The organism is Serinicoccus sp. CUA-874 (assembly GCF_001942225.1).
Lineage (GTDB): Bacteria > Actinomycetota > Actinomycetes > Actinomycetales > Dermatophilaceae > Ornithinicoccus > Ornithinicoccus marinus.
Map to the genome: position 1 here is coordinate 1 of NZ_MKJZ01000006.1, position 21,540 is coordinate 21,540.

Below are 21,540 nucleotides of genomic sequence, written 5' to 3' on the forward strand. Positions count from 1 at the left end.
CCCGCTGCCGATCAGCCTCACCCTGCATACACCCAGAGTCTCAACCCAGCGCCCGGCCAACCCCCGGCGACGCGCGGATTGTTCAGCGCCCTCCTAGGGACGTGGGTCCAGCGGGCGGCGCCAGGCCAGTCCGGGGAACCGGGCGAAGTCGGCGTCGTCACTGATGAGCGTCGCGCCATGTTGCATCGCCGTGGCCGCGTGAGCCGCGTCGACGACGAGGTTGCCGGTGGCGCCTGCCCGCTCGCACAGGTCGAGGACCAGTTGCCAGTGCCCCGCCAGCGTCCGCAAGGTGCGCACGTTGGGGTGTCTCAGCAGGTTGCTGATCGACGCGGCCGCCTCCGGCACCGTCGCAGGGGTCGTGAAGACCCGGGGGTGGGTCACGACGCGCAGGGTCCCGGTGAGCACCGCGTCGCTGATGCCCACGACCTCCTCCCCGTCGACCGCCTGCTCCAGCCAGGGCCGCAGTGTCGTGTGGCCGGGTGAGCCCCGGTGGAGCGCCCCCACCAGCACGTTGACGTCAAGGGCGAGCATCGGTCATGAGGTCTTCCAGGGCGGCCTGGTCGCTCAGGTCGACGCCCGGACGGAGCCCGCCGTCCCCGCCGACCGGCGTGAGCGAGAAGGGCGCGTCGTGGCGCCGGTGGCTCCGTGAGGCCAGGGCCTCGCGCAGCGACTCCTCGATGAGTGAGGTCACGGTCCTGCGCTCGCGGAGCGCCGTCTCGCGCACCTCGTCGTAGAGGTCCTGGGGCAACCGGATGGTCGTGCGCACAGGTCGAGCGTACCGTGGCTGACATATGTATGTCGGGCCCTCGCCTACCGTCCCTACGCCGGCAGCGACGGCGTCAGCGATGGTCTCCAGCTCGGCAGCAGGCACCTGCTCAACTGGGTCAACCTCTCGCCGGGTGACGAAGCGCACGTGGCGACCGTTGTCGACCACGGGCGCGATCTGCGGCGAGCCCGGGCGCTGGTCCGCCGGCAGCGCGTCGACCCGCGCCTCCACCGCCTCGAAGAGCGCCCGACCCGCTTCTGGCGGCGTCTCGCGGTCGGTGACGTAGGCCAGGGCCAAGGAGAAGAAGGAGTACTGCATGGACACGGTGGCGACGTCGCCGCCGGTGAGGTACTCCAGCGAGGAGACCGATCACGCCTGCACGTCACCGGTACCGGTCGAGGTGGTGACGTGCACCACGGACCGGTCGAGGGCGCCGGTGCGGTCGATCTCCGCCATGACGGCGGCCACCGCGGCCTCGATCGTGTGTCACCCGCTCGAGGTCCGCCGCCCTCGGGCCGTCCGCCACCATCGCCTGCCCGTCGCGCCCCAGGTCGTCCCACGACGAGCAGCACGCCGAGCCCCACCCCTCCGGCCACGCCGACGGCCATCCCCGCGTTGCCGCCGGTGTCGAGCCCCACCAGCTCGGCGTTGCTCGCCTGCTGGCGCACGCTCCACCACCACACGACGACGCTGATGATGAGGGGGAGCAGGCTGGGGCTCAGGGCGACCCAGAGCATCACCAGCCCGAGGGTGAACCCCATCTGTGACACGCGACCGAAGAGCCACGCCCGCCCCGAGCGCACCGTGCGGGGATAGAGCAGCACGGTCCGGGTCGCGCCCACGACCCCAATCTAGGACGAGGTGCCCTCCGACCCGAGCCAGGTGTCGACCTGCGCCAGCAGGTCGCGCCTCACCTGCGGGGGAGCGGTCGAGCCCTCGATCGAGCCACGCGCGAGGAGCGCCAGCCCGGCGTCGTCGAGACCGTGGTCGAGCCGGGCGGAGACGTACTGGTCGGCCAACCGGTTGCCGAAGAGCAACGGGTCGTCGGCGCCGAGCGCGACCCGGACCCCCACCTCCAGCAACCGCCGCAACGGCACCGCGCCCGGGGAGTCGTAGACCCCGAGCGCGACGTTGCTGCCCGGGCATACCTCGAGGGTGACCTGCTCCTGGACCACGCGGTCCAGCACCGCCGGGTCCTCCACGGCGCGGATCCCGTGCCCCAGCCGGTCGGGCAGCAGGTGGTCCAGGGCGACCTGCACGTGGTCGGCCCCGAGCAGCTCGCCGGCGTGCGGCACGCTCGCCAGCCCGGCCCTCGTCGCGATCCGGAAGGCCGGCTCGAAGTCGCCGGTCCAGCCGCGCCGCTCGTCGTTGGACAGCCCGAAGCCGACCACGGTGCCGGCGCCCTCCCCGGCATACCGGGCCGCCAGCCGGGCCAGCGCGCGGGCGTCCAGCGGGTGCTTCATCCGGGACGCGGCGACGACGACGGCGACCTGGGTGCCGGTCGCCTCGGTCGCGACGCGCGCCTCGTCCAGCACGATCTCGAGCGCCGGCGTGAGCCCGCCGACGAAGGGGGCGTAGGACGTCGGGTCGACCTGGATCTCCAGCCACCGGGACCCCTCGGCGGAGTCGTCCTCCGCGGCCTCCCGCACGATCCGCCGCATGTCGTCCTCGTCACGCACCACGGCCCGCGCGTGGTCGTAGAGGCGCTGGAAACGGAACCACCCCCGCTCGTCCATCCCGGACAGCTCCGGCGGCCACTGCGTGGTCAGCGCGTGCGGCAGCCGCAGGTCGTGCTTCTCGGCGAGCTCGCGCACCGTCTCCACCCGCATCGAGCCGGTGAAGTGCAGGTGCAGGTGCGCCTTCGGCAGCGCGAGCAGCGAGCGCGTCCCCTCAGGCATCTGCTCAGGGTAGACGTGCGGTCCCGCCGCCGCCGATGGACTCCCTGTATGCCGCAGGTCAGCGCCTCCATCTGGGTGGGGGTGGAGCCGGCGGACGCCTTCGCTGTGTCGCAGACGACGGGTCGGGTGCGGCGCGGGTGGGACCCGTTCATCCGGCGGCAGCACTTCCTCGACGGGGCCACCGCACCCGCGGTGGGCGTCCGCACCTGGACGCGTGCCCGCGTCGGCCTGGCCATGGTGAGCCGCTACGTCAGCTACCGGCCGCCGCGGCAGACCGGGATGACCATGGAGTCCGGCCCGTGGTTCTTCGACACCTTCGGCGGCGGATGGCGCTTCACCCCGCAGGAGCAGGACGGGGTGACGGGCACGCTGGCGGTGTGGAAGTACACCTTCAGCACCCGTCCGGCCTGGCTGCGGCCGGTCGCCGACCGGGTCGGGACGTGGCTCCTCGGCCGGGAGATCCGGGCCCGCATCGCCGCCTGGACCCGGGCCTGCACCGACCCCGAGGTCCTCGCGGCGGCGCGCGCCGACCGGGCCGAGCAGGAGGGGAGCACGGCGCGCGGCTCGTCCACGGGTCCTCCCGGGGGCTCGCCGGAGCAGGGCTCGGGGGATAGCCCCCTGGGGTGAGTCAGGGGGGCGATCTAGGGTCGAGCCGTGACAGTCATCCAGACCGAGGCGCTCACCAAGCGCTACGGCTCCAGCCAGGTCGCGGCGCTCGCCGACCTCTCGATCGGGGTCGGTGAAGGGGTCACCGGCCTCGTCGGCGCCAACGGCGCCGGCAAGTCCACCCTCATCAAGATCCTGCTCGGCCTCCTCGCGCCCACGTCGGGCTCGGCGTCCGTGCTCGGGCACGACATCCGCGGGGAAGGCGAGGCGATCCGCCAGGTCGTGGGCTACATGCCCGAGCACGACTGCCTACCCCCGGACGTGCGGTGCATCGACTTCGTGGTCCACATGGGGCGCATGTCGGGCCTGCCGCCGGCCCCGGCGCGCGAGCGGGCGGCCGACGTGCTGCGGCACGTGGGTCTGGCCGAGGAACGCTACCGGCTCATGGGCGGCTACTCCACCGGGATGAAGCAGCGCGCCAAGCTCGCCCAGGCCCTGGTCCACGACCCGTCGCTGGTCATGCTCGACGAGCCCACCAACGGCCTGGACCCGGCGGCGCGCGACGACATGCTCGCCCTGGTGCAGCGCATCGGCCACGACTTCGGCACCCCCGTGCTCGTCACCTCGCACCTGCTGGGGGAGCTGGAGCGGATCAGCGACCACGTCGTCGTGCTGGACGGCGGGCGGCTGCTGCGCTCGGAGGCGACCCAGGCCTTCCTCGCCGACACCGGGGTGGTGCTGGTCGAGGTGCTCGGGGAGGACGACGCCCAGACCCGCATGGGCGAGGCGCTGGCCGCACGCGGACTGGTCTGCCGGCCCCGCGGCACGATGATCGAGATCGATCCCGTCGAGGTCGAGGGCACCGCCGACGACGCGGCGGCGGCCGCCCTCGCCCACGACCGGCTCCGCGACCTCGTCCGGGACGCCGCCGCCGACCTCGGCGTGGGCCTGGTCCGGCTGCAGCCGCAGACCGGGCGCCTCGAGGACGTCTTCCGCGAGGAGGTGCCCGCATGAGTGCCCCCGCCGAGCGCGCCGGCGTGATCCACGACCTCGGCTACCGCCGGTATGCCGGGACCCGGGTTGGCCGTCGCGGCATCGCGGCCTCCCTGCTCGCCTCGGGGGTGCTCGCCGTCTTCGGCTTCGGCCGGTCCGGTCGCGCCAAGATCCTGCCCTTCGTGCTCCTGGGCATGACCCTCGTCCCGGCCGTCGTGCAGGTCGGCATCATGAGCTTCATCGGCCTCGACGCCGACCTGCTCAACTACGCGGGCTACAACTCCGGCAGCTCCTTCCTCGTCGTCCTCTTCGTGGCGGCCCAGGCGCCGGTGCTCTTCAGCCGGGACCTGCGCTCGGGGGTGATCAGCCTCTACCTCGCGCGGCCGCTGGGGGCGACGGCCTTCGCACTCATCCGGTGGGCCTCGCTGGTGCTGGCCATCCTCGCCTTCGTGCTCACGCCGCTGCTCGTGCTCTTCATCGGTGGCCTGACCGCCGGGGCCTCCTTCCGCGAGGAGATCGGGCCGGTCGCCTGGGCGCTGGGCGGGGCGGTCGTCCTCGCCCTGCTCGTCGCCACCGTCTCCGCCCTCGTGGCGTCCTGGACGCTGCGGCGCGGCCTCGCGATCGCGGGCACCATCATGGTGCTGATGGTCGGGCTGGGCGTCACCGTGGCCCTCAAGGAGACGCTGTTCGCCGAGGGCATGGACACCGCGGCCCACTGGGTCTCGCTGCTCTCGCCCTTCGCCCTCGTCGACGCCGTCACCGCGGTGCTCGGCGACACCGCCGGCCAGATCTCGCAGGCACCGGAGTCGGCGCTCACCGGGTGGCTGCTGCTGCTCGCCGCGCTGGCCCTCATGGCCGGCGGGCTGCTCCTGCTCGTCCGCCGCTACCGCAGCAAGGGGGCGTGATGACCGACCTGACCCTGAGCGAGGTCTCCCGCTGGTACGGCAACGTCGTCGCCGTCAACGACGTCTCGATGACGGTCGGCCCGGGCGTGACCGGCCTGCTCGGTCCCAACGGGGCCGGCAAGTCCACCCTCATCGCCCTCATGGCCGGCTTCCTGGCCCCGTCCTCGGGCGAGGTCCGCCTCGGCGACCAGCGCGTGTGGCGCAACGTGCAGGCATACCGAGACCTGGGCCTGGTGCCCGAGCGGGAGGTGAGCTTCGCCTATCTCACCGGGCGCCAGTTCGTGCAGGCCAGCGCCGAGCTGCACCAGCTGCCCGACGCGCGCGCCGCGACCGGGCGGGCGCTCGCGGAGGTCGACCTCACCGAGGCCGCGGACCGGGCGATCAGCACCTACTCCAAGGGGATGCGGCAGCGCGCCAAGCTCGCCTCCGCGCTGGTCCACGAGCCCGGCGTCCTGCTGCTGGACGAGCCCTTCAACGGCGTCGACCCGCGGCAGCGCATGCACCTCATGGAGCTGCTCACGCGCATGGGCGAGCAGGGCCGGACCGTGCTCTTCTCCAGCCACATCCTCGAGGAGGTCGAGCAGATCGCCCGGCAGATCGAGGTGGTCGTCGCCGGGCGGCACGCCGCCAGCGGGGACTTCGGCGCGATCCGGCGGCTCATGACCGACCGCCCCAGCCACTACGTCGTCCGGTCCACCGACGACCGCGCCCTCGCGGCCGCCCTCATGGGCCAGCACGGCGTGCGCAGCGTCGCCCTGGGCCGGGTCGGGCCCGGCGAGGCCATCACCGTGGAGGTGACCGACATGGGTGCGTTCACCCACGCCCTGCCGCAGCTCGCGCGCGCGGCCGGGATCACGGTGCGCGAGATCGCACCCTCGGACGAGAGCCTGGAGTCGGTGTTCACCTACCTGGTGCAGTCATGAACCCCACGATCATGCGGCTGGCGCTGCGCTCCATCGTCGGTGGCTGGCGCGGGGTCGTCCTCGTTGCGCTCCCGGTGCTGCTCGTGGTCTTCGCGGGGGTGCTGCGCGCCGTCACCGGGGAGCCGGTCAGCGCCTCGGCGGTCGTCGGCGAGATCGGGCTCGCGCTCGTGGTGCCCCTCGTGGCGCTGCTCGCGGCCAACGGCGTCCTGGGGCCGGAGATCGACGACGGCTCGGTGGTCTACCTCCTCTCCACGCCGGTCAGCCGGTATGCCGTCGCCGCGTCCAAGTTCGCCGTCGCCGCCGGCACCTCCGTCGTGCTGTCGGTCGCGGGACTGCTCGGCGCCACCCTCGCGGGAGGGCTCTCGGACCGGTGGCTCGTCGTGGCGCTGGTGACCGGGGGCGGGGGAGCGGTGCTCTACGCCGCGCTCTTCACCGCCCTGGCCGCGGCGACCCGGCACGGCATGATCGCCGGTCTCATCTACGTCCTCGTCGTGGAGCAGCTGCTCCAGCGCTTCCTCGGCGGCTTCCGGTTCGTCTCCGTGCGGGCGATCGCCGAGCGGGTGGGAGAGGTGGCGGCCGACGTCGACCTTCCGGTGGCCGACATGACCCTGGGGTATGCCGTCACCGCCTCGCTGGTGCTCCTCGTCGCCGGTGTCGTGGCCGCCGGCTGGCGGCTCTCGCGCTTCCAGCTCAGGGGCGACGAATAGGGAGACGGATCCGCCGGCGGCCGGAGCGGCGCGCCCGCCGCAGCGAGGTGAGGAGGGCCCGGTCCAGGGGCGCGAACTCGTGCGAGACGGTCGGGCCGGGAAGCAGCCGTTCCCCCTGCTCGCTGCGCCACCGGGCGTGCGCCGCGGCCCGCGCCGGGGCGTCGAGCACCTGCAGGATGCGGTCGACCGCCCGCAGGATCGAGCCCCGCAGCAACCACTGGCCACCCCCCGCGCCGCCGCCGGACTCCATCAGCATGAGCTCGGTGAGGATGGCCCGGGTCTCGCGCAGCAGCTCCATGTTGTCGTCGAGCAGAGCACGGCGCTGCTCGAGGTCCCCGACGGTCTCGGCCTCGACGAGCTGGCCGAAGGAGTCGATGCACGAGCCCACGTCGCGCAGGACCACGGCCATCGCGGCCCGCACCTCGTCGGAGAACTCCGGGAGTCCCTCGCCCGCCTCGTCGGGGGCCTCGTGGCTCAGCGCCACGAAGAGGGCCCGGGTGGCTGCGGCGCAGTCCTGCAACGAGTCCAGGCCGGAGCGCAGCAGCGGGCTCACGTCCGCCCGCCCGATGGTGCGGGTGTTCCACTGCCACATCTCCTGGACCCGGCCGACGAGCTCCCCGGCCCGGCCCAGGTCGTCGTCCACGTCCCGCGCGGCGCGCAGGTGACCGGCCAGCCGCTCGGTGGTGACCGGACCCTCGTCCAGGGTGGTGGCCGCCGCGGTGAAGACGTCGGACAGCCGCCGGGCGACGGCGCGCACCGAGGTCGCGGCGGAGCCGACGGGGATCGCGGGCGGCCACAGCAGCGGCAGCGCGATGCCCACGCCCGCCCCGATGAGCGTGGTGAGGACCCGCGTCTCGGCCGCCGTGTTCTGCAGCGAGGCCCCGAGGATGAGCATGCCGCTGATCGGCGTCTCCAGGGCCTGCGGACCGAGGCGGAGCAGGCTGGCGAGCAGCAGCGAGGCGAAGATCACCACGGCCAGGGACCACCAGGTCAGCCCGACCCAGATCGAGACGACGAGCGCGACGCCGATGCCGGTGAGGACGGCGCCCACCCGCACCATCCCCATCCGCAGCGAGCCGGTGGCGCTGGCCTGCGTCACGAGGATGGCGGTGAGCGAGCAGGTCAGGTCGATGGGCCCGACCGTGACCGCGCGCGTGATGACGTAGGCCAGCACGGCCGCGGTCGTCACGCGCACGAGGTTGATGAGGTCCGGGCGCCAGCCCTCGAGCAGCGCGGCGCCGGCCCGGGTGCTCCAGTCCCGGGCGGCCTGCAGACCACCGCCGCGCATACCCCCCATCTCATCACGGTCTGCAGGATGTCGAAAGTGGCGGCTGACCTGCGGATTGAATATCTATACGGAGGTGCGCATACACTCGTGGTCATGTCCAAGGTCTTGACGAGCATCCCTGTCGGTGAACGGGTCGGGATCGCCTTCTCCGGCGGTCTGGACACCTCGGTCGCGGTGGCGTGGATGCGCGAGAAGGGCGCCGTGCCCTGCACCTACACGGCCCACATCGGTCAGTACGACGAAACCGACATCGACGGCGTCCCCGGGCGCGCGGAGGAGTACGGCGCGCAGATCGCCCGCATCGTCGACTGCCGCCCCGAGCTGGTCGAGGAGGGCCTGGTCGCCCTGGCCTGCGGCGCCTTCCACATCCGCTCCGGCGGTCGCACCTACTTCAACACGACCCCGTTGGGGCGGGCCGTCACCGGCACGATGCTCATCCGGGCGATGAAGGAGGACGACGTCCACATCTGGGGCGACGGCTCCACCTACAAGGGCAACGACATCGAGCGGTTCTACCGCTACGGTCTGCTGGCCAACCCGCAGCTGCGGATCTACAAGCCGTGGCTGGACGAGGCCTTCGTGCACGAGCTCGGCGGACGCGACGAGATGAGCCAGTGGCTCACGGAGCGCGGCCTGCCCTACCGCGCGAGCAAGGAGAAGGCATACTCCACCGACGCCAACATCTGGGGCGCGACGCACGAGGCCAAGAAGCTCGAGCACCTCGACGTCGGTATGGAGATCGTCGAGCCGATCATGGGCGTGCGGTTCTGGGACCCCGAGGTCGAGATCGAGACCGAGGACGTCACGATCTCGTTCCGCGACGGGCGTCCGGTCGCGATCGACGGCGACGACTTCGGCGGGGACGCCGTCGCGCTGGTCATGGCGGCCAACGCGATCGGCGGCCGGCACGGGCTGGGCATGGCCGACGAGATCGAGAACCGCATCATCGAGGCCAAGTCGCGCGGCATCTACGAGGCCCCGGGCATGGCGCTGCTGCACATCGGCTACGAGCGGCTCGTCAACGCGATCCACAACGAGGACGTCATCGCCGCCTACCACACCCAAGGTCGCGCGCTCGGGCGTCTCATGTACGAGGGGCGCTGGCTCGACCCGCAGGCCCTGATGATCCGGGAGTCGCTGCAGCGCTGGGTCGCCTCGGCAGTGACCGGCGAGGTGACGCTGCGGCTGCGCCGAGGCGAGGACTACACGATCGTGGCGACCGACGGTCCCGCCTTCAGCTACCACCCGGACAAGCTGTCGATGGAGCGGGTGACCAACGCCGCCTTCGGGCCGACCGACCGGATCGGTCAGCTGACCCTGCGCAACCTCGACATCGCCGACTCGCGGGCCCGGCTGGAGCAGTACGTCGCCAAGGGGCTGCTCGGGGTCGGTGCCGCCGCCCACGCCCAGGGGCTGGCCGAGGATGCTGCGACGGGTGCGGGCCGCAACGGCCTGGGCCTGGCCTCCACCTCGCTGGTGGGCGACCTCACCCCCGGCGGCGCGGACCGCATCGCCGGTGGCGTGGGCCCGACCGAGGACGAGGAGGAGTCGCTGGACTGGGCCGCCATGGAGTTCGGCACCGACTGACCGGACACCTCTTGTGTCCGGACGGGGGTCGGTCACGGGGTATGCCTCCCGACCCGGGTAGGACACGTCAGTCAGCGCCGCTGTCCGACGCCTTCGTCTTGGTGTTGCCGTCGTCGGTAGGCGTCGCCAGCGACCTTCGACCCGGCGCTGTCCGAGGACGAGCTGGCGTCCTACGACGCCGTAGCCCAGAACGAGTCAGCCGTCGAGCTCATGGGGGACGACGTGCTCGCCGCCATCGCGCGAGAGCTCCTGGGCGTCATGCAGCGGAACGTCAAGACGGACTGGACGGTCCGTGACGACGTGCGGGCCAAGCTGCGCTCCTCGATCAAGCGGCTGCTGGTGCTCCATCGTTACCCACCGGACCGGCAGCTCGAAGCCATCCGGCTCGTCATCGACCAGATGGAGGCGATGGCGCCCCGGTATGCCGAGAGGAAGGCGTCATGACCCGTCAAGAGCTGCCGCTGCAGTGGCCCGGGCAGCTGCCCTTCGACGAGGACGACCCACCCGCAGGTCCCACCCTGGAGGAGGCGAGAGCCTCGATCCAGTACCTCATCGATCAGGCCTTGGACCACGGGTCCAGCAAGGACCTCGTCGACATGCTCCGCCAGGTGGCCCGGTTCAAGCAGTACAGCCCGACGAACGCGATGTACGCGCAGCTGCAGATGCCCGGAGCCAGGTACGTCCTGCCGCCGCAGACCTGGGAGCAGCGATACCGGCGCCGGATCGTCCCAGGTGCACAGCCGAGCCTCCTGACCTCGGCGCACTGGAGCAGGCGCCGCTGGCCCGGACGTAGCTCGAGTCCAGGTCGTTCTGCGCCGTGTCCAGGTCCGTGTCGATCTGCTGCAGCAACTGCTCGATCTTCCCCGCCTGTGTGCCCGCGTCGTCGAGCGCGGCCTTCAGCTGACGCGCGTAGCCGAGGTAGGACTCGGCGCTGGCCCCCACCCAGTGCTCGGTCAGTCCCTCCCGTGTGGTGCTGACGTCGTGGCCTGCACGAACGCGACCGCCGCCGCGCCCTCGAACTGGACGCGGCCAACACCGAGACGGCGCGCAGCGTGGCCGCCCTGAACCATCGGGAGGCGGTGCACGAGGAGTTCACCCGCCTCGCCGCGACGGGAACCGAGCTGGACGTGGCCACCTCATTGAGCCGACTCACAGATTCCACCGTCGTCCTGCATGACCGCTTCGCGCACGAGACGACACGAATCACGGCGGCCGGTGAGTTACCCCCGGTCTGCGAGCGAGCCTCGCTCGAGGCGGTGATCAGCGGACGCCCAGAACTCGGCACGATCGAACTGGAGATGCGTGCGGGCCAAGGGCGAGACGACGCAACATTCGCTTGCAGTACGCCAGCGTCGCTCTGGGACTGCTGAGGGCCCATGCCGCAGCGATGAATGAGATGGAGAACCGACTAAGTCGAGACCTCCTCGACGACCTCCTCGAAGGGATCCCGGCCGACGTTGCCGCAGACCGGGCATCGGCCCAGGGCCACGACCTTGGCGTTCCACACGACCTGATCGTGTGTGCGTGGTCCTCCGACACGGGTCCCCGGTGTCACGACCGGGACGTCGATCATCTCCGGACGGCCATGCCTCATCAGCGGCTGCCCTGCGTGGGTGCGGCAAGGCAGGTCGTTGACGCCGCCGAGACGCGAGCAGCGGCTCTCGCTGACGGAAAGGGCGAGCAATTGGGTGCACTCATGCACGAGGACTTCAGGTGGACGTCTCACGTGGGCGAGACCCACGGCCGCAACGAGCACAGCGGAACACCAAGAGTCAGATTCGATGGCGGTCGCAAGAGTTGGGGCACCCCGAGGTCGTGGTCGGCGAGACTACGGTGCTCTACGCCGAGGTCGCTGACGTCATCGTGCACCCGGGCGGCGAGTTGAGACGTTCCGAATGCCGATGACCTAGGTCGGGGCGAAGGTCGGAGGTACCTGGAAGTTCCGCTCGGGTCAGATCAACTGTCGAGGAACGGGTAGTCGGTGTAGCCCTCGGCGCCACCGCCGTAGAAGGTGTCGGGGTTCGGCTCGTTGAGCTCCGCGCCGGCGCGCCACCGGGCGGGCAGGTCCGGGTTAGCCAGGAAGGGTCGCCCGACGGCGACCGCGTCGGCGAGGCCCTTGTCCAGGATCTCCTGCGCCGACTCGCGCGTGGTGATCTTGCCGAAGCCGTCGTTGGCGACGACGACGCCGCCGAAGGAGCGGCGCAGCTCTTGGACCAGGTCCTGCTTCGGGTCGGCGAGAATGCTCAGGTAGGCCAGGCCGAGCGGAGCCAGGCCCGCGACCAGGAGCCGGTAGGTCGCGGCGACGTCGACGGGATTCTCCTCGGTGGCGCCCTGGATGTTGTGGGCCGGCGAGATGCGGATGCCGACCCGGTCAGCGCCGATCGCGTCGGCGACCGCACGCGTGACCTCGAGGGCGAAGCGGACCCGGTTCTCGGGCGATCCGCCGTACTGGTCGGTGCGATGGTTGGAGCCGGGCGCGAGGAACTGGTGGATGAGGTAGCCGTTGGCGCCGTGCACCTCGACGCCATCGAGCCCGGCCTCGATCGCGTTGCGGGCCGCCTGCACGTAGCCCTCGACGATTGAGGGGATCTCCTCGACGGTAATCTCTCGTGGGGTCGGGTACGGCTTCATCCCGTCGGCGGTGAACATCTCGTCGGGAGCCGCCACCGGGCTCGGCGCGATGATCTCCTCACCGCCGGTGTTGTCGGGGTGGGAGATGCGACCGACGTGCATCAGCTGTGCGACGATGCGGCCGCCGTTTGCGTGTACGCCGTCGGCCACTCGACGCCACCCGGCGAGCTGCTCCTCGGTGTGGAAGCCGGGCGTGTTCAAGTAGCCCTGGCCCTCGGCGGTGGGCTGGCTGCCCTCGGTGATGATCAGCCGGACGAGGCGCGCTGGGAGTAGTACTCCACCGCGAGGTCGCCCGGCACAGTGCCCTCGGCGCGGTTGCGGGTCAGCGGTGCCATCACGAGCCGGTTCGGGAGCGTCCAAGCGCCAACGGTCAGGGATTCGAAGAGATCAGCCATGTCTCCTACATCGCTCCCGCCTCCCATCTTGTTCCAACCGGCATCGGTGAGGAAACTCACCGCTTGATCTGGCAGCGGGCGAGCTCGCCGCTCGGAACGCGCGTTATTCGCGGGCACGAGACTGCGCTTTCCACCGCAGCAGAGCGTGACCACAGCACGATGGCCAGCCGGTTGGTAGATGCATGGTCACGCATCGGGCTGAGGACGCGATCCGAGCTGGGACGGCGATGAGCTTGCGGCGGATCGTGGCGGCAATCGCGCGTGCGAGGCCTGGTCCGGCGAGGGTGGCGGCGGCGCGGGTGAGGTTGAACGCCATGACGCCGAGCACCAGCCACGCTGCGTTCGCGGTGAACTTCCCGGACGGCAGGTGTGCCAGCGCGGAGCTCTTGAGGTCGGCGTGGACCTGTTCGATCATCGCGTGGCCGCGGTGGGTCTTGTCCGCGGCCACGGTGTCGGCCACGCCCGGGTCGGTGGTGGTGAAGAACGCGTGGAAGCGCCAGGTGTCGAACAGCGTCTCCTGTCCGTCCTCGCCTGCCGGGTTGAGGTCCGGGATCCGGCGGATCACGAGCCGGCCACCGACCTGCTCAGCCTTCTTCCTCGAGGTGAACGCGGTGAAGGGAATCTCGGCGACCTCGGCCCTGGGAGACCTCGACGTCCATCTGCGGACGGACGCGTCCGGCCGACCTACACCGTCATCTGAGACGACCCCTGAAACGTCTTCGACGACGACGGGACCGGCGAGGAGGAGGGCGCGATGCGGTCCCACACGTCGTCGCCCGTGATGCTCTTCATCGCTCACCCCCGGGGAGCGTGATCGGCTCGCTGCACACGAGGGTGGTGTCCTGCGCGTCGGCCGCGATCGTCGACGCATAGGGCTCCTCCTGACCCGCGGGAGGCCCCGGCGCGATCTGCACGCAGATCTCGAGGCGTCGCACCGCGCCGGGGTCGGCGAGCGGCGACTCGGTGACCGTGATCGTCTCGCTCCCGCTCGGCAGGTCCGTCCGGAGCTCCAGGGGCACGAAGGCGGTGTCCTCGGCGGAGGCTCCCGGCTCGACCGTCGTGCTGGCTGCGCGGTGCACCTCGTTCGGCAGCACCCCGGCGGGGATGCCGAAGACCTGCTTCGACAGGCGCACGACGTCGTCCTCGCTCCCCGCGCTGACCCACACCCCGGCCGGCGCCTGTGCCGCCGAGGGAGCCTGGGACGCCGCCCGGTCCTGGGCGACCTTGATCGGCTCTGCGCCCTCGTTGGTGACGGTGTAGGAGACCAGGACTCCCTCGCTGCCGCTGGTGAAGCCCTCGGGTGCGGTGGCGGTCTCCGCGGTCGCGGTGATGGAGGCGGTCAGGTCCACGTCGGTCGGGGCGGCCGACCGAACGGCGACCTCCGTGGTCGGTTCCCCCTCGCCTCCGTCCGACGTGCTGGTCTGCTGCTGGCTGGTCGGCATGTCGTCCCCCGTGGTGACGCAGGCGGTCAGGGTCAGTCCGAGGACCATCGTCGCGGCGAGCTGGTGGCGCGCAGCAGTCATACCGGCACCCCGGTGCCGGGGGGACGACCGCCGCCGAGAGCGGTGTCGCTCTCCTGCACGTCCATCGCGCACGTCCTCATCGTGTTGCCCGCCTCGTTGAGGCGTGCCGGGTCCCCACCTACCACGTCAATACCTCCCTCGCGAGGGAGTCTCATGAAGGATCAGCGTGCCTCGGCCAGCAGCGCCTGGATGCGCCCGACGCCCTCCTCGAGGTCGGCGTCGCCCAGCGCATACGACAACCGCAGGTATCCGCTCGGCCCGAACGCCTCGCCCGGCACGACCGCGACCTCGACCTCGTCCAGGATGAGGGCCGCCAGCTCGACCGAGGTCTGCGGCGTGCGGCCGCGGATCTCCTTGCCCAGGACCCCCTCGACCGAGGGGTAGGCGTAGAAGGCGCCCTGGGGGACGGGGCACTCCACACCGTCGATCTCGCTGAGCATGTCGACGATGAGTCGCCGGCGCCGGTCGAAGGCGGCCTTCATCTCCTCGACGGCGTCCAGCGGGCTCTCCAGCGCCGCGATCGCGGCGCGCTGCGAGACGTTGGCGACGTTGGAGGTCGCGTGGCTCTGCAGGTTGGTAGCGGCCTTGATGACGTCCGTCGGCCCGATCATCCAGCCGACCCGCCAGCCGGTCATCGCGTAGGTCTTGGCCACGCCGTTGAGCACGACGCAGGTGTCGGCGAGCTCGGGCACCACCACGGGCATCGACGGCGCCTGCGCCCCGTCGTAGAGCAGGTGCTCGTAGATCTCGTCGGTGACCACCCAGATGCCGTGCTCCAGCGCCCAGCGCCCGATCGCCTCGACCTGGTCGCGCGGGTAGACCGCACCGGTCGGGTTCGACGGCGAGCAGAAGAGCAGCGCCTTGGTCCGGTCGGTCCGCGCGGCCTCCAGCTGCTCCACGGTGACGAGGTATGCCCCGGCCTCGGCGTCCGCGCCGGCGAAGAGCTCCACCGGGCTGCCGCCCGCGAGCCGGATCGCCTCCGGGTAGGTGGTCCAGTAGGGGGCCGGCAGGATGACCTCGTCGCCCGGGTCGAGCAGCGCGGCGAAAGTGTTGTAGACGGCCTGCTTGCCGCCGTTGGTGACGAGCACGTTCGCCGGCTCCACCTCATACCCGGAGTCGCGGCGCGTCTTGGCGACGATCGCCGCCTTCAGCGCCGGCAGGCCGCCGGCGGGGGAGTAGCGGTGGTTGACGGGGTCGGCGCACGCCGCGACCGCCGCCTCCACGACGTAGTCGGGGGTGGGGAAGTCGGGCTCGCCGGCTCCGAAGCCGATCACCGGTCGACCCTCGGCCTTGAGTGCCTTGGCCTTGGCGTCGACCGCCAGGGTGGCGGACTCGGCGATGGATCCGATTCGAGTGCTGATGCGGGTCTGCTCGCTCACGCGCACCATCATGTCACCGTCGCTTCACGCCACGTCAGCCCCGTGCCCGTCTTTGCACGCCGCACGAGCCGTCACGTATGCTCGTCGTTCGGGTGTTCGCACCGTGCGCCAGCCTGCCCCCCAACGGCAGGGTGCCGCCCGCGACCATCCGGCGAAGGGCAATAGCTCAATTGGTAGAGCACCGGTCTCCAAAACCGGCGGTTGGGGGTTCGAGTCCCTCTTGCCCTGCGTGACCGGCAGGCAGCCTGCCTGCCGTGACCACCCAGACCTGCGAGAAGGAAGGCGACCTGTGGCGAACCCCGCCCGCGACACCGACGGTGCCGCTCGCAGCCAGGCCGGCCCCGGCCCGTCCGGCCGCCCGGCGACCTTCGTCGAGCAGGTCATGGCCGAGCTGCGCAAGGTCGTCCAGCCGACCCGCAACGAGCTCATCACCTACACGATCGTCGTGTTCGTCTTCGTGCTCGTGATGATGGCCTTCGTCTTCGGCCTGGACCAGCTGTTCCAGTGGCTGGTCGGTCTCGTCTTCGGGGCCTGACCGCCACTCGGTGCCGGCACCGCGCCGGGCCACAGAATCGACACTGAGGAAGTAGGGCATGTCCGAGCAGACCCCCGACCACGACGAGGTCACGGCTGAGCAGTCCGTGCAGGACGCCGACGTCGAGGCCGCCGAGCGGCACGACGGCGAGCCCGCTGCCGACCCCGTGGAGGAGGCCGTCTACGGCGAGGACGACCAGGTGAGCACCGAGGACTCCGTGGAGGCCGACGCGACCGAGCAGGCGACCGCGGATCCGGCCCAGGACGACGCCGAGGAGGAGGCCGAGGTCGCCGACCCGCTCGAGGAGTTCACCTCGGTGCTGCGCGGCAAGTACGGCGACTGGTTCGTCATCCACTCCTACGCCGGCTACGAGAACCGGGTCAAGCACAACCTGGAGACCCGCATCACCAGCCTCAACATGGAGGACTACATCTTCGAGGTGGAGGTCCCCATGGAGGAGGTGACCGAGATCAAGAACGGCCAGCGCAAGCAGGTGCGTCGCGTGCGGATGCCCGGCTACGTGCTGGTCCGGATGGAGCTCACCGACGAGTCCTGGGGCGCCGTCCGGCATACCCCTGGCGTCACCGGCTTCGTCGGCAACGCGCACCAGCCGGTGCCGCTCTCGATCGACGAGGTCGTCTCGATGCTGGCCCCGGTCTTCGACACCCCGAGCCCGGCTGCGGCCGCCACCGCCGACTCCGGCGCCGAGGGCGGCGACAGCGGTGCGGGTCGCCCGGCCCAGCCGCAGGTCGACTTCGAGGTCGGCGAGTCCGTCACCGTCATGGAGGGTCCGTTCGAGACCCTGCCCGCGACGATTTCCGAGATCCTGCCCGAGAGCAACAAGCTCAAGGTGCTCGTCTCCATCTTCGGCCGCGAGACCCCCGTCGAGCTGGCCTTCAACCAGGTCGCCAAGCTCTAAGTGGTCAGGGGGCTCCGCCCCCCGACTGGCTCCCGCAGTTGCTGCGCCCCGAGGGGCGGCTGCGCCGCGGGGGAGCGGGCTTCGCCCGCACAACTTCACAGATGTCCGAGGCCGTGGACGGCCTCGGATCACGAAGACGCCGTCTTCGTGATGCAACCGGGTCATCGCCCAGGGCGTCGGCCCACAACCAAGGAGAGCACATGCCCCCCAAGAAGAAGGTCTCCGGCTTCATCAAGCTGCAGATCCAGGCCGGCGCCGCCACCCCGGCCCCGCCCGTCGGCCCCGCGCTGGGTCAGCACGGCGTCAACATCATGGAGTTCGTCAAGGCCTACAACGCCGCGACGGAGTCCCAGCGTGGCAACGTCATCCCGGTCGAGATCACGGTCTACGAGGACCGCTCGTTCACCTTCATCACCAAGACCCCGCCGGCCGCCGAGCTCATCAAGAAGGCCGCGGGCGTGGGCAAGGGCTCGGGTGAGCCGCACAAGACCAAGGTCGGGACGCTGACCGACGCGCAGCTCACCGAGATCGCCGAGATGAAGATGGCCGACCTCAACGCCAGCGACCTGGACATGGCCAAGCGCATCATCGCCGGCACCGCCCGGTCGATGGGCATCACCACCAGCTGAACCTCCGGGGTATGCCTCCGCCCGCCGGGCGGACGGCCTACCACGAACCCTGTGGCAGGGCCCGCTTCGGCCCGTCCGACCACAGCTCCACCACTCATCACGAGGAGTCACACATGAAGCGCAGCAAGGCCTACCGCGCCGCGGCGGACAAGCTCTCCGAGGGGTCGTTCTACACCCCCCGCGAGGCGATCCGCCTGGCCAAGGAGACCTCCACCACGAAGTTCGACCCGACCGTCGAGGTCGCCCTGCGCCTGGGCGTCGACCCGCGCAAGGCCGACCAGCTGGTCCGCGGCACCGTCAACCTGCCCGGCGGCACCGGCAAGACCGCCCGCGTCCTCGTCTTCGCCAACGGCGACAAGGCGCAGGCCGCCCTGGACGCGGGCGCCGACCACGTCGGCTCGGACGACATGATCGAGAAGGTGTCCGGCGGTTGGACCGACTTCGACGCCGTCGTCGCGACCCCGGACCTCATGGGCAAGGTCGGCCGGCTGGGCAAGGTGCTCGGCCCCCGCGGCCTCATGCCGAACCCCAAGACCGGCACCGTCACGATGGACACCGGCAAGGCCGTGTCCGACATCAAGGGCGGCAAGATCGAGTTCCGCGTGGACAAGCACAGCAACCTCCACTTCATCATCGGCAAGACCTCCTTCGACGAGGCGACCCTGGCCAGCAACTACGCCGCCGCGATCGAGGAGATCCTGCGGCTGAAGCCGGCCAGCTCCAAGGGCCGCTACGTCACCAAGGCGACCATGTCGACGACCATGGGCCCCGGCATCCCGATGGACCCGGCCCGCGTCGGCAGCGTCCTGGAGACCGCGCCGGCCGAGTGACCCATCGCTGAGCGACGCGACGCCCCCGGAGAGCCTCGGCTCCCGGGGGCGTCGTCGTTCGTCCTCCCTCGACCTGGGCAATGTTGTGCACCACAGGCAGCCCTCTCGACGGGGTCTGCCGTGCATACCCTTGCCCAGGTCTGGGTAGGAGCCACCGGGGGTGCGCATCCTTGCCCAGGTTCCCTCAGAGGAGCGGCCCGGCCTGTGGACAAGATCCGACGGGTATGCCTGCCACGGGCCAGACTCGCTGCATGGATCAGGAGGTCGTGGCTCTGCTCGAGGCGCAGGGTGGCGCGGGTGCGGTGCACCAGCTGCTCGGGGCGGGGTGCTCGAGACGGACCGTCGAGCGACTGGTCCGTACCGGGGTTCTGGTCCGCGTCCGCCGGGATGCGCTCGTGCTCGCCACCGCGCTGCGTGGCATCACCCCGTGGGAGCGCCGTGCGCTGCGCGCCCGGGCCGTGGGGTTCAGCCTGGCCCACCCTCGCGGGGGCGCCGATCCTGCGGTGCACGCGCTGAGCCATCAGAGTGCCTTCGCGGTGCGGGAGCAGCCCTACGGTGGAGGTGGTGAGGACATCCACCTCTCGCGTCTCGACGGGCATCGTGGTCGACGGGACGGAGCCGTCTGGGTCCACGCACCGGTGCCGGCGACGTGGGCCGCCGAGGAGGACGGGCTGCTCGTGGTGCACCCGGCGATGGCCGCGCTGCAGGTGGCGGCCGCGTCGGGGCCGGAGTCCGGGCTCATCTGCCTCGACGGGGTGCTCCACTCGGCCGCTCTGGCCGATGCCGAGGCGCACGGGCAGGGGATCGACGTGGTCCGCCGGGGAGGTGTCCCGCCCGGTCGGGAGATGGTGCGTGTCGGACGTCAGCTGGAGGCAGCCCTGAGCGCCGGCTTCGGGCGGGGTCGGCCCGCTGCGGAGCAGGTGGTGGAGGCCGCCGACGCCCGGAGCGAGTCACCGGGGGAGAGCCGGAGCCGGTGGCTCGTCGAAGTGCTCGGGCTGGGGCCGTGCACGCCGCAGTTCGCCGTCCGGGACGGCAGCGTGCTCGTCGGGTATGCCGACCTCAAGCTCGACCGGTGGGCTGTCCTGCTGGAGTTCGACGGCTCGGTGAAGTACTCCGGTCTGGACGACCTGCTGTCCGAGAAGGAGCGCGAGGACCGGCTTCGTGAGCTCGGCTACGAGGTCGTCCGGATCACGTGGGCCGACCTGGCGCGACCGCACCTGGTCCGGCAGCGCATCCTCGCCGCCATCGCCCGTGCCGAGGCGCGGCGAGCGGTGCCGGGGTGAGGCAGGGGAGTTCTCACGCCGCCGAGGCGCACCTGGGCAAGGCTGTGCACCACCAGCAGCCTTCTCGACGGCGCTTCGGGTGCACAGCCTTGCCCAGGTCGGCCGGGGGAGGGGGACGGCGCATCGGGTGCCTACCCTTGCCCAGGTCGGCCGTGCGGCGCAGGTCGGCGGGGGATGGCGTGTGCGATGCCTAGCCTTGCCCAGGTCGGGCGGCGGACTCAGCGGCGCGAGACCTCGGGCAGGCGCCAGGAGACGACCGCGCCCAGCAGCCCCAGGACGGCGAGGAAGACCAGCGCGGGCACCGTGCCGAGGGTGGCCAGGCCCGCACTGATCGCGCCGGTCACCAGCAGGATGACGCCCATCGCCGTGTTCGAGACGGCGACGTAGCGGGTGCGCCGGTCGCCCTCGGCGACGTCCACGACATACGTCTTGCGCGCCACCCGGACACCGACGTGCACCAGGCTGAGCAGCAGGTATGCCGCGACCAGCGACGCCAGGAGTGCTGCCGAGCCCGGCGGGAGCGCGAGCACGGCGGCGACGGCGAGCAGGACCACGACCGACGCCACGAGCGCCCCGACGACCATGACCAGCCGGCTGGACCGGTCGGCGAGCCCGCCGAAGACCCGGCCGCCGACCACCGAGGCCACCCCCTGCGCGATGACGAAGGACCCCAGGCCGCTGAGCAGGCCGGCGCCGCCGGCGCCCACGGCGAGCGACACCAGGAAGGGCGGCGCGAGCGCCGAGACGAGCAGCAGCCCACGGGCCAGCACGAAGTGCCGGAAGGCCGCGTCCTGCCGCAGCAGCTGCACGGTCTCGGTCCACCACGGCTCCCGCGCGTCCTCGGGATCCTGCGGCGTTCGGGGATGCCGGCATACACCACCACGGCGATCGCCCACATCAGCGCTGCTCCCAGGAGGAAGGCCGCCAGCACCGGCGCCCCGAGGTCCGGGCCCAGCAGGTGCAGCGTGACCCCGATGACCAGCGCCGCCGCCCCGGACACCATGGTCGCCGCGCCGGTGACCTGTCCCCGTTGCCCCTTCGGCACCGTGCGCCCCTGCACGTCCTTGGCCGCCATGGAGCACAGGCACCGCGCCAGCGCGAAGAGCGCGAGGGCGAGGAGCACCGCGAGCCCCGCGATGATCCCCTCCAGCAGCAGGGCCGCGCCGGCCATCGCGACCGTCGCCAGGGCCTGGCCTCCCGCGCCGACCATCCAGACGCGGGTGCGCCGTCGGTGCGCCACCACCCACGGGGTCAGGGCGGCCTGCGGCAGCATGGACCCGGACTCGCGGATAGGGACGAGCAGCCCCACCAGCGCGGCCGGTGCTCCCACCACCGCCAGCAGCCAGGGCAGCACCGTCTTGGCGTTGACCACCTGGTCGCCGATGCTCTGCAGGGCGCCCGCGGCGATGAGCCGCACCCCACCCCGGCTCACCCGCTCGGTCCCGCCGAAGTCCTCCTCGGCCTCCTGGTCCGCGGAGACGAACCGGTGGTACCACCGCTCCCACGTCGACTGCTCGCTCACCGCACCATGGTGCCCAACGCGCCGGCGGCCGCTGCGGCCGGCTCCGGGGATTTGGGCGCACCCCCGGTATGCCGTAGCCTGGGGGCATACCCAAGACCGCCGGTTGTCGGTGTTCCCGGAGCGCGAGAGCGAGCCGGAGGCGCCGACCGAAGGTCCTGACCACGTCGGGGCGCCAGCGCAGGTGTGATCAGAGCTCTGCTCGCCGGCCTTCGCCGGAGAAC

At 71.6% G+C, this 21,540-nt stretch carries 20 protein-coding genes, 1 tRNA gene and 4 pseudogenes; 16 read left to right on the top strand and 9 right to left on the bottom strand.

Features of this window, described 5'->3' with window-relative positions; genetic code table 11:
* Positions 1 to 93: 93 nt before the first annotated feature.
* A complete protein-coding gene (locus BJF80_RS02405; RefSeq protein ID WP_527251111.1) occupies positions 94 to 510 on the bottom strand; it encodes a TA system VapC family ribonuclease toxin in 417 nt (138 codons plus the stop codon).
* Here BJF80_RS02405 and BJF80_RS21415 point away from each other — a divergent pair.
* Positions 398 to 649 (top strand): hypothetical protein, encoded by a 252-nt coding sequence (locus tag BJF80_RS21415; RefSeq protein WP_527251112.1) that lies wholly within the window; start codon positions 398 to 400, stop codon positions 647 to 649. The genes BJF80_RS02405 and BJF80_RS21415 overlap by 113 nt on opposite strands.
* A 12-nt stretch (positions 650 to 661) precedes the next feature.
* On the opposite strand, the pseudogene BJF80_RS21420 reads toward BJF80_RS21415, so the two are convergent.
* Both BJF80_RS21420 and BJF80_RS02420 read right to left on the bottom strand, forming a co-directional pair.
* A pseudogene (locus tag BJF80_RS21420) lies at positions 662 to 1,246 on the bottom strand (alpha/beta-hydrolase family protein); the annotation flags it as partial.
* 371 nt (positions 1,247 to 1,617) lie between these two features.
* The gene (locus BJF80_RS02420) at positions 1,618 to 2,664 is read right to left on the bottom strand and encodes an adenosine deaminase (RefSeq protein ID WP_075811106.1); all 1,047 of its coding nucleotides are present in this window, start codon (positions 2,662 to 2,664) and stop codon (positions 1,618 to 1,620) included.
* A gap of 48 nt (positions 2,665 to 2,712) precedes the next feature.
* On the opposite strand from BJF80_RS02420, the gene BJF80_RS02425 reads away from it, so the two are divergent.
* The 5 genes from BJF80_RS02425 to BJF80_RS02445 are packed head-to-tail and all read left to right on the top strand — an operon-like array spanning position 2,713 to position 6,798.
* Positions 2,713 to 3,291 carry an SRPBCC family protein gene (locus tag BJF80_RS02425; protein ID WP_075811107.1) on the top strand — a complete coding sequence of 193 codons (579 nt, stop codon included), beginning with the start codon at positions 2,713 to 2,715 and terminating at the stop codon, positions 3,289 to 3,291.
* 27 nt (positions 3,292 to 3,318) lie between these two features.
* Positions 3,319 to 4,284: an ABC transporter ATP-binding protein gene (locus BJF80_RS02430; RefSeq protein WP_075811108.1), complete on the top strand. Its 966-nt coding sequence runs from the start codon at positions 3,319 to 3,321 to the stop codon at positions 4,282 to 4,284.
* Positions 4,281 to 5,168, top strand: coding sequence for a hypothetical protein (locus tag BJF80_RS02435; RefSeq protein ID WP_075811109.1), 888 nt, complete (start codon positions 4,281 to 4,283; stop codon positions 5,166 to 5,168). Before BJF80_RS02430 ends, BJF80_RS02435 begins: the two co-directional genes overlap by 4 nt.
* Positions 5,168 to 6,091, top strand: a complete 924-nt coding sequence (locus tag BJF80_RS02440) for an ABC transporter ATP-binding protein (protein ID WP_075811110.1) — start codon at positions 5,168 to 5,170, stop codon at positions 6,089 to 6,091. The genes BJF80_RS02435 and BJF80_RS02440 overlap by 1 nt, the downstream gene beginning before the upstream one ends.
* Positions 6,088 to 6,798 carry an ABC transporter permease gene (locus BJF80_RS02445; protein WP_075811111.1) on the top strand — a complete coding sequence of 237 codons (711 nt, stop codon included), beginning with the start codon at positions 6,088 to 6,090 and terminating at the stop codon, positions 6,796 to 6,798. The genes BJF80_RS02440 and BJF80_RS02445 overlap by 4 nt, the downstream gene beginning before the upstream one ends.
* On the opposite strand, the gene BJF80_RS02450 is transcribed toward BJF80_RS02445, so the two are convergent.
* Positions 6,782 to 8,086 carry an FUSC family protein gene (locus BJF80_RS02450; RefSeq protein ID WP_075811112.1) on the bottom strand — a complete coding sequence of 435 codons (1,305 nt, stop codon included), beginning with the start codon at positions 8,084 to 8,086 and terminating at the stop codon, positions 6,782 to 6,784. The genes BJF80_RS02445 and BJF80_RS02450 overlap by 17 nt on opposite strands.
* A 93-nt stretch (positions 8,087 to 8,179) precedes the next feature.
* On the opposite strand from BJF80_RS02450, the gene argG reads away from it, so the two are divergent.
* The 3 genes and pseudogenes from argG to BJF80_RS02465 all read left to right on the top strand — a co-directional run bounded on the left by argG (position 8,180) and on the right by BJF80_RS02465 (position 11,043).
* Positions 8,180 to 9,673 (top strand): argininosuccinate synthase, encoded by a 1,494-nt coding sequence (gene argG / locus BJF80_RS02455; protein WP_075811142.1) that lies wholly within the window; start codon positions 8,180 to 8,182, stop codon positions 9,671 to 9,673.
* A gap of 135 nt (positions 9,674 to 9,808) precedes the next feature.
* Positions 9,809 to 10,117 (top strand): annotated as a pseudogene (locus BJF80_RS02460) (type I restriction enzyme endonuclease domain-containing protein); the annotation flags it as partial.
* A 608-nt stretch (positions 10,118 to 10,725) separates the two neighbouring features.
* Positions 10,726 to 11,043: a hypothetical protein gene (locus BJF80_RS02465; RefSeq protein ID WP_075811113.1), complete on the top strand. Its 318-nt coding sequence runs from the start codon at positions 10,726 to 10,728 to the stop codon at positions 11,041 to 11,043.
* A gap of 586 nt (positions 11,044 to 11,629) precedes the next feature.
* On the opposite strand, the pseudogene BJF80_RS02470 reads toward BJF80_RS02465, so the two are convergent.
* The 4 genes and pseudogenes from BJF80_RS02470 to BJF80_RS02485 all read right to left on the bottom strand — a co-directional run bounded on the left by BJF80_RS02470 (position 11,630) and on the right by BJF80_RS02485 (position 15,610).
* A pseudogene (locus BJF80_RS02470) lies at positions 11,630 to 12,699 on the bottom strand (alkene reductase).
* A gap of 103 nt (positions 12,700 to 12,802) precedes the next feature.
* Positions 12,803 to 13,375: pseudogene (locus BJF80_RS02475) on the bottom strand (transposase); the annotation flags it as partial.
* 112 nt (positions 13,376 to 13,487) lie between these two features.
* Entirely contained in the window at positions 13,488 to 14,222 is a 735-nt protein-coding gene (locus BJF80_RS02480; protein ID WP_075811114.1) for a hypothetical protein, read from the bottom strand.
* 161 nt (positions 14,223 to 14,383) lie between these two features.
* Positions 14,384 to 15,610 carry a pyridoxal phosphate-dependent aminotransferase gene (locus tag BJF80_RS02485; protein WP_075811144.1) on the bottom strand — a complete coding sequence of 409 codons (1,227 nt, stop codon included), beginning with the start codon at positions 15,608 to 15,610 and terminating at the stop codon, positions 14,384 to 14,386.
* 146 nt (positions 15,611 to 15,756) lie between these two features.
* Between BJF80_RS02485 and BJF80_RS02490 the strand changes: the two genes are divergently transcribed.
* The 6 genes from BJF80_RS02490 to BJF80_RS02515 all read left to right on the top strand — a co-directional run bounded on the left by BJF80_RS02490 (position 15,757) and on the right by BJF80_RS02515 (position 19,797).
* Positions 15,757 to 15,829, top strand: a tRNA-Trp gene (locus BJF80_RS02490).
* Positions 15,830 to 15,890: 61 nt separating this feature from the next.
* On the top strand, positions 15,891 to 16,136 hold the full coding sequence (secE, locus tag BJF80_RS02495; RefSeq protein ID WP_022925278.1) for a preprotein translocase subunit SecE: 246 nt from the start codon (positions 15,891 to 15,893) through the stop codon (positions 16,134 to 16,136).
* A 58-nt stretch (positions 16,137 to 16,194) separates the two neighbouring features.
* On the top strand, positions 16,195 to 17,055 hold the full coding sequence (gene nusG / locus BJF80_RS02500) for a transcription termination/antitermination protein NusG (protein ID WP_075811115.1): 861 nt from the start codon (positions 16,195 to 16,197) through the stop codon (positions 17,053 to 17,055).
* 200 nt (positions 17,056 to 17,255) lie between these two features.
* Positions 17,256 to 17,684 carry a 50S ribosomal protein L11 gene (gene rplK, locus BJF80_RS02505; RefSeq protein ID WP_075811116.1) on the top strand — a complete coding sequence of 143 codons (429 nt, stop codon included), beginning with the start codon at positions 17,256 to 17,258 and terminating at the stop codon, positions 17,682 to 17,684.
* A gap of 113 nt (positions 17,685 to 17,797) precedes the next feature.
* Positions 17,798 to 18,514, top strand: coding sequence for a 50S ribosomal protein L1 (gene rplA / locus BJF80_RS02510; RefSeq protein ID WP_022925281.1), 717 nt, complete (start codon positions 17,798 to 17,800; stop codon positions 18,512 to 18,514).
* A 251-nt stretch (positions 18,515 to 18,765) separates the two neighbouring features.
* Entirely contained in the window at positions 18,766 to 19,797 is a 1,032-nt protein-coding gene (locus tag BJF80_RS02515; RefSeq protein ID WP_075811117.1) for a hypothetical protein, read from the top strand.
* Positions 19,798 to 20,015: 218 nt separating this feature from the next.
* Here the strand turns inward: BJF80_RS02515 and BJF80_RS19160 are convergent, their stop codons facing one another.
* Positions 20,016 to 20,693 (bottom strand): hypothetical protein, encoded by a 678-nt coding sequence (locus BJF80_RS19160; RefSeq protein WP_202817126.1) that lies wholly within the window; start codon positions 20,691 to 20,693, stop codon positions 20,016 to 20,018.
* A 78-nt stretch (positions 20,694 to 20,771) separates the two neighbouring features.
* Here BJF80_RS19160 and BJF80_RS19165 point away from each other — a divergent pair, with 78 nt between their 5' ends.
* Positions 20,772 to 21,506: a hypothetical protein gene (locus BJF80_RS19165; RefSeq protein WP_202817127.1), complete on the top strand. Its 735-nt coding sequence runs from the start codon at positions 20,772 to 20,774 to the stop codon at positions 21,504 to 21,506.
* The last annotated feature ends 34 nt before the right edge of the window (positions 21,507 to 21,540 follow it).